At 73.1% G+C, this 11,604-nt stretch carries 13 protein-coding genes; 12 read left to right on the plus strand and 1 reads right to left on the minus strand.

Translation table 11 applies throughout. The features are described from left to right. The first annotated feature begins 69 nt into the window (after positions 1–69). From HF577_RS15285 to HF577_RS15305, 5 genes are all read left to right on the plus strand, one after another. Complete coding sequence (locus tag HF577_RS15285) at positions 70–1,170, plus strand: acyl-CoA dehydrogenase family protein (RefSeq protein WP_169396519.1); 1,101 nt, start codon at positions 70–72, stop codon at positions 1,168–1,170. After that, complete coding sequence (locus HF577_RS15290) at positions 1,167–2,477, plus strand: bifunctional PIG-L family deacetylase/class I SAM-dependent methyltransferase (protein ID WP_312859150.1); 1,311 nt, start codon at positions 1,167–1,169, stop codon at positions 2,475–2,477. Before HF577_RS15285 ends, HF577_RS15290 begins: the two co-directional genes overlap by 4 nt. Next, a complete protein-coding gene (locus tag HF577_RS15295; protein ID WP_169396520.1) occupies positions 2,474–3,298 on the plus strand; it encodes a glycosyltransferase in 825 nt (274 codons plus the stop codon). Before HF577_RS15290 ends, HF577_RS15295 begins: the two co-directional genes overlap by 4 nt. A gap of 140 nt (positions 3,299–3,438) precedes the next feature. After that, on the plus strand, positions 3,439–4,347 hold the full coding sequence (locus HF577_RS15300) for a tyrosine-type recombinase/integrase (RefSeq protein WP_169396549.1): 909 nt from the start codon (positions 3,439–3,441) through the stop codon (positions 4,345–4,347). A gap of 19 nt (positions 4,348–4,366) precedes the next feature. Then, complete coding sequence (locus HF577_RS15305) at positions 4,367–5,203, plus strand: FliA/WhiG family RNA polymerase sigma factor (protein WP_312859151.1); 837 nt, start codon at positions 4,367–4,369, stop codon at positions 5,201–5,203. A gap of 23 nt (positions 5,204–5,226) precedes the next feature. On the opposite strand, the gene HF577_RS15310 is transcribed toward HF577_RS15305, so the two are convergent. Next, the gene (locus tag HF577_RS15310; RefSeq protein ID WP_312859152.1) at positions 5,227–5,841 is read right to left on the minus strand and encodes a M23 family metallopeptidase; all 615 of its coding nucleotides are present in this window, start codon (positions 5,839–5,841) and stop codon (positions 5,227–5,229) included. Between the two features lie 351 nt (positions 5,842–6,192). On the opposite strand from HF577_RS15310, the gene rpsB reads away from it, so the two are divergent. The 7 genes from rpsB (at position 6,193) to HF577_RS15345 (ending at position 11,556) form a co-directional block, all read left to right on the plus strand. Further along, entirely contained in the window at positions 6,193–7,092 is a 900-nt protein-coding gene (rpsB, locus tag HF577_RS15315) for a 30S ribosomal protein S2 (RefSeq protein WP_169396522.1), read from the plus strand. A gap of 92 nt (positions 7,093–7,184) precedes the next feature. Beyond that, positions 7,185–8,000, plus strand: a complete 816-nt coding sequence (gene tsf, locus HF577_RS15320) for a translation elongation factor Ts (RefSeq protein ID WP_169396523.1) — start codon at positions 7,185–7,187, stop codon at positions 7,998–8,000. Between the two features lie 37 nt (positions 8,001–8,037). Beyond that, positions 8,038–8,814, plus strand: a complete 777-nt coding sequence (gene pyrH / locus HF577_RS15325) for a UMP kinase (RefSeq protein ID WP_169396524.1) — start codon at positions 8,038–8,040, stop codon at positions 8,812–8,814. Beyond that, positions 8,811–9,368, plus strand: a complete 558-nt coding sequence (gene frr, locus HF577_RS15330; protein WP_169396525.1) for a ribosome recycling factor — start codon at positions 8,811–8,813, stop codon at positions 9,366–9,368. Before pyrH ends, frr begins: the two co-directional genes overlap by 4 nt. Positions 9,369–9,402: 34 nt before the next feature. After that, entirely contained in the window at positions 9,403–10,239 is an 837-nt protein-coding gene (locus HF577_RS15335) for a phosphatidate cytidylyltransferase (RefSeq protein WP_169396551.1), read from the plus strand. Then, positions 10,239–10,970 (plus strand): class I SAM-dependent methyltransferase, encoded by a 732-nt coding sequence (locus HF577_RS15340; RefSeq protein WP_169396526.1) that lies wholly within the window; start codon positions 10,239–10,241, stop codon positions 10,968–10,970. The genes HF577_RS15335 and HF577_RS15340 overlap by 1 nt, the downstream gene beginning before the upstream one ends. A gap of 46 nt (positions 10,971–11,016) precedes the next feature. Then, the gene (locus HF577_RS15345; RefSeq protein ID WP_169396527.1) at positions 11,017–11,556 is read left to right on the plus strand and encodes a hypothetical protein; all 540 of its coding nucleotides are present in this window, start codon (positions 11,017–11,019) and stop codon (positions 11,554–11,556) included. Positions 11,557–11,604: the final 48 nt, after the last annotated feature.

Genomic DNA, 11,604 nt, shown 5'->3' on the forward strand with positions numbered 1-11,604 from the left:
TCGAGGATTGCTCACCACTGCCGGTGGGAACGTCCACCTGTGCGGCCGATCATGAGTGCGCAGTCGGAGGTGGCTCAGCCCTCAGCGGCCGGCCCCCTCGAGAGCGAGCTGCGGGCGCTGCTCGCAGCCGGAGCGCTCGAGTTCCCCCTTCCCCGAGCGGGCCGCACGGCACAGCGATGGAGCCGGCTTGCGGAGTGGGGCCGTCGCGATCTGGGGTTGGCCCGGCTCGCGGAAGGTCACACCGACGCCGTCGCGATCCTGGCCGAGGCCGGACATGATCGGCGCCCCGGCGCCCTCTACGGTGTGTGGGCCGCCCGGTCGGCCGGCACCGGCGCCCGGCTCGTCGCCTCCGGCGACGAACTGCGGTTGCACGGCACGGTCCGCTTCTGTTCGGGGGCGCGCACCATCGACCGTGCGCTGGTCGTCGCCGACGCGCCCGTGCCCGCCCGGGGCGACGGCCCGGTGCTGGTCGACATCGCGTTGGACCAGCCGGGCGTCGTTCCCGATCCCAGCACCTGGGCGACCGCTGCGATGGCCGGCGCCGACACCGCCGACGTCCGGTTCGACGACGTCCTGGTCCCGGCCGCCTCGCTGGTCGCCCAGGACGGCTGGTACACCGCCCGGCCGGGCTTCCTCGCGGGCGGAGGGGGCGTCGCGGCGGTGTGGTGGGGCGGTGCGGCAGGCGTGCTCGACCGTGCCGTCGGCCATCTCCCGCCGGAGCCCGATCCTCACCAACTCGCTCACGTCGGTGAGCTGCATGCCCTCATGGAGGCCGCGTCCGCCCTGCTCACTCGCACAGCGCGAGCCCTCGACCCCCCAGCAGCGAACGGAGCGGCACCCGCCCCAGCGGTGTCGGACTCACCAGCGCCCGCCACAGCAGCACCCGCAACAGCCGCACCCGCAACAGCGGAGCTCAGCGCGGGAGCACTCGGCGCCTCGCTGGGTGCTGCCCAGGCGCGGGAACTCGCGGAGGTCCGGTGCGCGGTCGAGCGGATCGCCCGTGAGGTGGTCGAACGGGTGCCGCGGATGGTCGGCGCCGCCCCGCTCAGCCGCGACGGCCGTCTCGCACAGGCACTGGCGGACCTGTCGCTCTACATCCGCCAACACCACGGCGAGCGCGACTACGCGGCTCTGGGAGCTGCCGTCGTCGCCATGAGGAACGGCCGGTGAGCGACACGACGGCTGCCGGGCGAGCCATCACCTCGCCGGGCTCATGGAGCGATGCGATCCGGGCGCACCGGCTGCCACCGTTCGACGTGGACGCGCACGACCGCGTCGTCGTCGTGGCCGCCCATCCGGACGACGAGACCCTCGGCGCCGCAGGCGTCCTCCGGGCTCTGCATGCGGCAGGGGCGGTGATCACGCTGGTGGTCGCCACCGACGGCGAGGCCGCCTATCCGGGGCTGGGGGAGGCGGCGCGCCGGGAGCTCGGGACCGCGCGGCGCGCCGAGCTGGCCGCGGCGCTGGAGGTGCAGGGACTGGCCGAGGTGCCGGTCCACTGGCTCGGCCTTCCCGACTCGGCACTGCAGGAGCATGCCGACGCGCTGCGGCAAGCGCTGGAACCTCTGCTCGCCGACGCCGACGCGTATCTCGCGCCGTGGCCCGGCGACCCGCATCCCGACCACCAGGCGGCCGGTGCCGCCGCGGCCGCGGCGGCACCGGTCACGGCCCACGGCTGGTCCTACCCCATCTGGACGTGGGCATGGACCGAGCCTGGCGACCCCGCGGTGCCGTGGGAGCGGGCTCGGGTGGTGGCGCTCGACGAGCCGGCCAGGGCGATCCGCCGCCGTGCCGTCGTCTGCTTCGCATCGCAGGTGGGGCCCGGCCCCGACGGGTCCCCTCCGGTCCTCGCCGCGGGCCTGCTGGAGCACGTCGATCGCGACGTCGACCTGCTGTTCCGGGAACCCCGCGTCCACTCGGCGCCGGTCGAGCGGTTCACCACGCTCTACGACGGAGGGCACGACCCGTGGGACACGGACTCCTGGTACGAGCGCCGCAAACGCGGTGTCGTGCTGGCGAGCCTGCCCCGGGAGCGCTACCGCACAACCTTCGAGCCCGGCTGTGGCACCGGTGAGCTCACTCTCGAGCTCGCCGGTCGCTGCCGGCGGGTGCTCGCGTCCGACCCGGTACCGGCGGCCGTCGAACGCGCCCGCCGCCTCTGCCGCGACGCGCCGACCGCCCACGTCACGGTCGCGGCACTCCCGGACGCCGTGCCGGGCGAAGCGGTGGACCTCGTCGTGTTCAGCGAGATCCTCTACTACCTGGGCGCCCCAGCGCTCGAGGCCACGCTCGACCGCACCCTCGCCGCCCTGGAACAGGGCGGCGACGTCGTCGTGGTGCACTGGCGCGGCTGGCCGGCCGAGGCGCCCCGGGATGCGGCCGCCACCCACCGGGTGCTGTGTGCGCGCCCCGAGCTCGACGTGCTCGTGGAGCACACCGACGAGGAGTTCCTCCTGCATGTCCTCCGGCGCCGGTGAGCGTCCGCCCGATCACCGCGGTCGGCGTGGTCGTCCCCGCCCACAACGAGCAGGAACACATCGGCGCGTGCCTGCAGAGCGTCCGGACGGCATTGGCCCGGCTGCCGGTGGGAATCGCGAGCGCGGTCACCGTCGTGCTCGACCGCTGCACCGACGACACGCCCACGCTCGTCGAGGAGTGGGAACGGAGCTGGCCGGAGCTGGCGGCCCTGCGCATCGCGGCGCTCGGGGGCAGGCGCGTGGGTGGAGCGGCGGGTCCCGAACCGGCATACATCGTTGCCGGCTCGGGCGTCGGTGCGGTCCGTGACCTGGGGGTCCGCCTGACACTGGAGCGTCTGCGCGCGTATCCCACCGGGGCCACGTGGCTCCTGCACACCGACGCCGACACGACGGTGCCGCCCGACTGGGCTCTCGCCCACCTGCGGCACGCCGCGCCCGGGGTGTCCGGCGTGGCCGGTCTGACCGAGCTCTCCGGCGCGCACCACCTCTCGGTCGTGGCGCAGCAGCGCTACCGCGCGCTGGTCCGTGCCGGTCTCGACGGCGACCGGCACGCCCACGTCTACGGCGCGAACCTCGGTGTGCGCGCCGACGCCTACCTCGCCGTCGGCGGCTTCCCGCCGGACGGTTCCGGCGAGGACCACGGCCTCTGGCGGCGGCTCCGCGCCGCTGGCCACGTGCTGGCAAGGCCCACCGCGGTGCGGGTGCGCACCAGCGCACGTCTTCGCGGCCGGGCGGCAGGGGGACTGGCCGACCTGCTGTGCTCGCTGGAGGCCGGATCGGCGGGAGAGACCGCGGCGCCCGCAGCGGAACGGGGGCCGTAGCCATCTGCCCGCGCGGCCGTCCGCGGTCACGGTTGCCCGCGGGGGAAGCCCGGCCGCCCATGCCTACTGTATGCAGTGCGAGAAGATCTCCGCAGGCTCTTGACCAGGAGCGTTCGGCCGCCCACCGTCGACCTGTGACCATGCCGCCGCAGCTCGCGCCCGGTGTCGCGGAGGCTCTGGAGGAGTTCCTCCGGCACCTGGAGTTGGAGCGCGGCCGCTCTCCTCACACCGTGCGGGCCTACCGGGCCGACCTGACAGGGCTGCTGGCCGACGTCACCGATCTGCCGGAGCTCGACCTTCCGGTGCTGCGTCGCTGGCTGGCCGCCGGGCACGGGGCGGGCGCGGCCCGGTCCACCCTTGCCCGCCGGGCGGCGGCCGCCCGCACCTTCACCGCGTGGGCCCGGCGCAGCGGCCGGATCACCACCGACCCCGGAGCCCGGCTGGTGTCCCCGCGCCCGCGCCCGGCGCTGCCGGACGTGCCCACGGCGGCGGAAGCGGCGGCGGTGCTCGACGCCGCCGGCTCGGGTGCGGCGGAGGGGGAGCCCGTCGCGCTGCGCGACCTGCTGGTCCTCGAACTGCTCTACGCCACGGGCGTCCGTGTCGCGGAGCTGTGCAGCCTCGATCTCGACGACGTCGACGGCGACCGGCGCGCCCTGCGGGTGATCGGCAAGGGCGACCGGGAGCGCACGGTCGTCTACGGGGTGCCCGCCGAAGCCGCGCTGCGCCGATGGCTCGACACGGGCCGCCCGGCGCTGGTGCGCAGCGAGTCGCCGCCCGCCCTGCTGCTCGGTGCCCGCGGAGGCCGGTTGGACCCTCGAGTGGCCCGTGACGTGGTGCATCGGGCCCTCACCGCGGTGCCGGGCGCGCCGGACGTCGGGCCGCACGGCCTGCGGCACGCGGCCGCCACGCACATGTTGGAGGGCGGCGCGGACCTCCGTTACGTACAGGAGTTGCTCGGTCACGCTAAGCTAGCGACCACTCAGCTCTACACACACGTGACAGTCGAGCGGCTGAAGGTGGTACATGAGCAGGCGCACCCCAGGGCGTGATGGCGTCCTGGTCCAATCGGTGCAGCTCAGAGCCGTGGCGGGCCCGGTGGTCACCGCCCCGGTCGCGCCTGCGGACGAGCATCCGGAGCCCGTCGAGCCCGAGAACGGCGCGATCGAGCAGTCCCCGGTCGACGACGTGTGGACCGCTTACTTGGCGCAGCGGACGCGTGCGCTCCGCGACCGCCTGGTGGTGCACTACACGCCGTTGGTCCGGTCGGTGGCCCATCGGGTGGCCGCCGGGCTGCCGTCCTACGTCGAACACGCCGACCTGGTGCAGTGCGGTGTCTTCGGGCTCATCGACGCCATCGAGCGGTTCGACCCGCAGCGCTGCCCGCGGTTCGAGAGCTACGCCACCCAGCGGATCCGCGGCGCGATCTTCGACGAGCTGAGGGCGCAGGACTGGGTGCCGCGCAGCGTGCGTGGGCGGGCCCGTGAGCTGGAGCGCGCACAGGAACGGCTGGAGGGTCGCCTGCTGCGCGCGGCCACGGATCGGGAGCTGGCCACCGAGTTGGGCGTGCCGGTGCACGAGCTGCGTTCGCTGACCCGCCAGGTGCAGCTGATCAGCGTCGAGGCGCTGGAGGAGAACAGCGGGGGCGTGTCGGAGCTGCTCACCGACGAGAGCGCCCCCGACCCCATGACGATCGTGCAGGCCCACGAGACGCTGCGGCAGCTCTCGGTGGCAGTGGAGCAGCTCGGTGAGCGGGACCGCACCGTGGTCCGGCTCTACTACCTGGAGAACCGGACCCTGGCCGAGATCGGCTCGCTGCTCGGGGTGACCGAGTCGCGGGTCTGCCAGCTCCACTCGCGGCTGGTGGGACGGCTGCGCGGACGCCTGGAGGAGCTCGCCGTCGGTTGACGGCGACCCGTCTCGTGGTCACGTCAGCCGTCCGGCCACGGGACGGGCACGGGAAGCAGGCGGACCCGCGGTGGGCGCAGCAGCACGAGTGGGTCGAGGTAGTCGGTGCGGTCCCGGCGCAGGCCCCAGTGCAGGCACGCCTGCGCCGGGCAACCGGCGTGGCCGGGCCTCAGCAGGCCGATCACCTCCCCGGCGCGGACGACGGCCCCGGCGGCGACCACCGGACCCACCGGCTCGTAGGTGGTGCGCAGGCCGTCGTCGTGCTGAACCGACACGATCTCGCGGCCGGCGACGGGCCCTGCGAACACGACCGTGCCCGCCCGTGCGGCGAGGACGGGCTGTCCGGGGGCCCCGGCGAGATCGACGCCCCGATGCCCGGGTGCGTACGGGTGTGCCGGTGCGCGGTACGGGGTGACCACCGCCGGTGCGGGCAGCAGCGGCCACGCGTACCGGGCCCCGGGAGCGGGGACACCGGCGCCGGGTGGGGGAGCCGGGGCCGCGGCGTCGGCGGCGGGGAAACCGGCCCCGGCCGACCCCATGACCAGGGTGGCCGCCAGCACGGCCGTCACCAGTACCCGCACCGGGCGCACGGCGGGCGCGCGTCCACCGGGCCGCGTGCTGGGTCGGTACCGGGCCACACCTCACCCTGCACCGGCGATGGGCCCGCGGTGCCGGTTCCCTCGTCGCTGTGGACGGCCGGGAGTGCATGTGGACAACCCGGGGACGCGAGGAGAGGTGCTGTGCCGCCCCGGCGTACACTTCTCTTGCACCCCGACTGCTGTCAGGGGTGACTTCGCGCGCTCGCGTTCTTGCCCGGTTCGGCAGTGTCCGACCCACAGGCAGAAACGGTGGACGGGCGGTCCCGCATCAAGCATCACGTGGGTCCGGACACCGGCGCGACGCCAGGGCGGTGCCGCCATCCGGCGCTCCGCGTAACCGCGCGCGTGGTCGCCGAGCGGCCACGCCCGACCGAGAGGTGAGCACCGGCCGTGGCCGTCGTCACCATGAAGCAGTTGCTGGACTCAGGTGTGCACTTCGGGCACCAGACCCGGCGCTGGAACCCGAAGATGAAGCGCTACATCCTCACCGAGCGCAACGGCATCTACATCATCGACCTGCAGCAGACCCTGTCGTACATCGACCGGGCCTACGAGTTCGTCCGCGAGACCGTGGCGCACGGCGGCACGATCATGTTCGTCGGCACGAAGAAGCAGGCGCAGGAGGCCATCGCCGACGAGGCGGGCCGCGTCAACATGCCGTACGTCAACCAGCGCTGGCTGGGTGGGATGCTCACCAACTTCCAGACCGTGCACAAGCGCCTTCAGCGGATGAAGGAGCTCGAGTCGATGGAGCAGACGGGGGGGTTCGAGGGTCGCACCAAGAAGGAGATCCTCATGCTCACCCGCGAGAAGACCAAGCTCGAGAAGACGCTCGGCGGCATCCGGGACATGACCAAGGTCCCCAGTGCGGTCTGGATCGTGGACACCAAGAAGGAGCACATCGCCGTCGGTGAGGCCCGCAAGCTGGGCATCCCGGTGGTCTCCATCCTGGACACCAACTGCGACCCCGACGAGGTCGACTTCCCGATTCCGGGCAACGACGACGCCATCCGCTCGGCCGCGCTGCTCACCAAGGTGATCGCGCGTGCCGCCGCCGACGGGCTCATGGCCCGCGCCGCCCGCACCCGTGGTGACGGCGACGAGAAGCCGGACGCGGGCGTCGGCAGCGACGAGCCGCTGGCCGAGTGGGAGCAGAACCTGCTCACCAACGGAGCCGGTTCCGACGGTGCCAGCCTCACGGCCGCGGCTCCCGCAGCCGAGGCGCCGAACCCGGCCTCCGAGCCGGCTCCGGCCACCACCAGCAACGGCACGCAGCAGACCGCGGGCTGATCCAGCTCTCCGTCCGGGGCCGGCCGTACCGGCCGGCCCCGGACGTTGCTCGTCCGAACCCGCCTGAACAGAAACGGACCAGAGGCAGCACCATGGCGAACTACACCGCCGCCGACGTCAAGAAGCTCAGGGACCTCACCGGTTCCGGGATGATGGACTGCAAGAAGGCGCTCGAGGAGTCCGAGGGCGAATTCGACAAGGCCGTCGAGCTGCTGCGCATCAAGGGCGCAAAGGACGTCGGCAAGCGCGCAGGGCGCGACACCGCCAACGGCCTCGTCGCCGCCGAGGGCGGCACGATGGTCGAGCTCAACTGCGAGACCGACTTCGTCGCGAAGAGCGCCGACTTCCAGGCTCTCGCCGACAAGGTCCTCCGGGTTGCCGTCGACCAGCACCCGGCCGACCTCGACGCCCTCAAGGCGGCGCCGCTCGACGGCGGCACCGTCGAGGACGCCGTGCTGGCGCTGTCGGCCCGCATCGGCGAGAAGCTCGAGCTCAAGCGCTACATCCACGTCGACGGGCCGGTCGCGCTGTACCTGCACCGGCGCGCCTCCGACCTCCCGCCCGCCATCGGCGCGCTGGTGGCCTACGAGGGCCCCGACGACGACGCCGCACGTGGTGTCGCGATGCACATCGCCGCCGCCCGGCCGCAGTACACCACCCGCGACCAGGTGCCCGGCGACGTTATCGAGAACGAGCGGCGCATCGCCGAGGCCACCGCGCGCGAGGAGGGCAAGCCCGAGCAGGTCCTTCCCCGGATCGTCGAGGGCCGCATCAACGGCTTCTACAAGGACGTCGTCCTGCTGGAGCAGCCGTCGGTGCAGGAGCCCAAGAAGACCGTGAAGGCGCTGCTGGACGCGGCGGGCGTCACCGTCAAGGACTTCGCCCGCTTCGAGGTCGGCCAGGCCTGATCGGGCCGCCCTCTCCGCGATGAGTGACGGGACGTTCATGACCGACCTTCGGACCGGCCCCGCCGGCGCCCACCCCGGATTCCGCCGCGTGCTGCTCAAGCTCGGCGGCGAGATGTTCGGCGGTGGGGCCGTCGGCGTGGACCCGGGGGTCGTCGAGACCGTCGCCCGCCAGATCGCCGAGGTCGTCGCCACCGGGGCGCAGGTCGCGGTGGTGATCGGCGGCGGCAACTTCTTCCGCGGCTCCGAGCTGCAGCAGCGCGGCATGGACCGCGCCCGGGCCGACTACATCGGCATGCTCGGCACCGTCATGAACTGCCTCGCGCTGCAGGACTTCCTGGAGCGCGAGCACCACATCGACACGCGGGTGCAGACTGCCATCACGATGGGCCAGGTCGCGGAGGCCTACATCCCGCGGCGCGCGATCCGGCACCTGGAGAAGGGCCGCGTCGTGATCTTCGGCGCCGGTGTGGGCATGCCCTACTTCTCCACCGACACGGCGGGCGCGCAGCGCGCGCTGGAGATCGGCGCGGAGGCGCTGTTGCTCGCCAAGGGCGTCGACGGCGTCTACACCGCCGACCCCAAGCTCGACCCCAGCGCGAAGCTGTTCGACGAGATCACCCATCGTGAGGTTCTGGAGCAGGGGCTCAAGGTCGCCGACGCCACCGCGTTCAGCCTCTGCATGGACAACAGGATGCCGATCATCGTGTTCAACCTGCTGGTGGAGGGCAACATTGCCCGCGCGGTGCGGGGTGAGAGGATCGGCACGCTGGTGAGCACGCCCGACTACCCGCAGGAGCCTAGGGAGCAGCCGTGATCGACGAGACGCTCTTCGACGCCGAGGAGAAGATGGAGAGGGCCGTCTCGGTGGCCAAGGACGATCTTGCGAGCGTCCGCACCGGCCGGGCCACCCCGAACATGTTCTCCCGAGTCGCCGTCGACTACTACGGTGCGATGACACCGATCAACCAGCTCGCCTCGATCAACGTGCCCGAGGCCCGCATGGCGGTCATCAAGCCCTACGACTCCGGCCAGCTCAAGGCGCTGGAGAAGGCGATCCGCGACTCCGACCTGGGGCTCAACCCGAGCAACGACGGCCAGATCATCCGCGTGGTCATTCCTCAGCTGTCCGAGGAGCGCCGCCGCGAGATGGTGAAGGTCGCGCGGGGCAAGGGCGAGGACGCGCGGGTCACCATCCGCAGCATCCGCCGCAAAGCCATGGACGAGTTGCATCGGATAGTCCGTGACGGCGACGCGGGCGAGGACGAGGTCGGGCGGGCGGAGAAGGAGTTGCAGGCCACCACCGACCGGTACGTCCACCAGGTCGACGACCTGGTGAAGCACAAGGAAGCCGAACTCCTCGAAGTCTGACTCGGTGACGGCCTCCTCCCCCCAAGCCGCGGCCATGGTCCCTCCGGCCAGCCGGCCCTCCCGCGCGGGACGCGACCTCGCGGCGGCCATCGCCGTGGGCGTCGCCCTCGGCGTGGTGATCCTCTCGTCCCTGCTGATCCAACGGCATTTCTTCATCGGCGTCCTCGCCATGGCCACGGCCGTCGGCACCTGGGAGCTCGCGGGTGCGCTGCGCCGCGGCGCCGGGATCGAGGTGCCGTTCGTGGTGCTGCTGCTCGGTGGCCAGGCGATGGTGTGGCTGTCGTGGCCGTTCGGCCTACGTGGCCTCGCCGTCGCGTTCGCGCTCACGGCGCTGGCGATCATGCTGTGGCGGATGCGCGCCGGGGCGCTGCACTACGTCCGTGACGTCACGGCGGGGCTGTTCACCGCCGCGTACGTGCCGCTGTTCTGCTCCTTCGCCGTCCTGATGTTGGTGGCCGACGACGGCCTCGGACGGGTGCTCACGTTCCTGATCTGCGGGGTGGCGTCCGACATCGGGGGCTACGCGGCCGGGGTCTTCCTGGGCCGGCACCCGATGGCCCCCATGATCAGCCCGAAGAAGTCGTGGGAGGGCTTCGCCGGGTCGCAGATCGCCGGCATGCTCGCCGGCGCGCTGTGCGTCCACTTCCTGCTCGGCGGTGCCTGGTGGGCCGGCGCGCTCACCGGCGCGGCGCTGGTGATCAGCGCAACCCTGGGCGACCTCGTGGAGTCGATGGTCAAGCGCGACCTCGGGATCAAGGACATGGGCACCCTGTTGCCCGGTCACGGCGGGCTGATGGACCGGTTGGACTCGTTGCTGCCCACCGCCGTCGTGGCCTGGTCGCTGCTCAGCATCGTCGTCCCCGTCCGCTGATGCGGGCGCTGCGCGCTGCCCTGGCAGCCGCGGGGGACGTGGCCATCCCGAGCCCCAACATCTGGAACTGGCCCGAGGTCTACGAGCAGGAGAACGCCGCACAGGACTCCGACGGCGCCGTGTGGACGATGCTGCGTGAGCTCGTGCCGTGGGCCGGTGCGGACGTCCTCGACGTGGGCTGTGGTGACGGGTTCCACCTCCCGGTGTTCGCGGCGGAGGCGGCCTCGGTCACGGGCGTCGAACCGCATCCGCCGCTGGTCGAGCGGGCACGGCGGCGGGTCGGGGACCGCGCGCGGGTGCTGCGGGCCGGCGCCGCAGCGCTCCCGCTCCCGGATGCGAGCGTCGACCTCGTGCACGCGCGCACCGCGTACTTCTTCGGTCCGGGGTGCGAGCCCGGCCTCGCCGAGGCGCAGCGGGTGTTGCGGCCGGGTGGGGCGATCGCGATCGTCGATCTGGACGCCACCGTGTCGCCCTACGGGCGGTGGATGCGCGCTGACATCCCGCGCTACGACCCGGCACGCGTCGAGCGCTTCTTCGAGCAGCAGGGCTTCTCGATGCGGCGGGTCGCGACCGAGTGGCGGTTCCCTGACCGCGCGGCCTGTGAGGCGGTGCTGCGGATCGAGTTCTCCCGCGCGGTGGCCGAGCGGGCTGTCGCGGAGACCGTGGGCGTCACGGTCCCGGTGGGCTACCGCGTGCACGTGCGGCGCAAGGAAACCTTCCGCTCGGCGTGACGGTGCCGCCGCCACCCCGTGTCGTCCGCTGGATACCGTGGGGAGCATGCGTGGACCCGTGGAGCCCCACCTGCCCTACCTCGAGCCGATCGTCGGCGGAGCGTGGTGGACGGTCGGTGCGGCAGCGCTCGACTCAGGTGCCGGCACCGTCATCCTGGCGGCCGGACTCGGCGTCACCGGCGGGCTGATCGTCGCCCTCCGGAGCAGGTACGGCACGGGATCCCCGCTACCCCCGGGCGGGCGCGGGCGCTTCCTGCGGCTGCTGGGCATCACCGTGGCCCTCGTGGCGGTGGCCGGCACCGTGCTCGGCTCCACCGGCCTCGGCGAGCTGGCGGTCCCGGCGGCGTGCGCGATGGTCGGGGTGGCGCTGGTGCCCCTCTCGTCGCAGCTGGACGAGCGTTCGCTGCTCGCCGTAGGTGGTGCGCTGATGGTGCTCGGGGCGGCCGGAGCGTTGTTCGCCCTCGACTCCGTGGGCAACACGTACTCGCAGGGTCTGGTCGGGATGGTGGCCGGCGCCCTGCTGTGGGTGGCGGCCGCGCACCGCACGGGCCTGCTCACGGAGGCCCGCGGCCGGGTGCGCCGCTGACCGCCGCCGCGACTCCCCTCTGAGGGGGACCCGGTTCCCTCGCTGCCG

This window comes from Pseudonocardia xinjiangensis, from assembly GCF_012911925.1.
Taxonomy (GTDB): domain Bacteria; phylum Actinomycetota; class Actinomycetes; order Mycobacteriales; family Pseudonocardiaceae; genus Pseudonocardia; species Pseudonocardia xinjiangensis.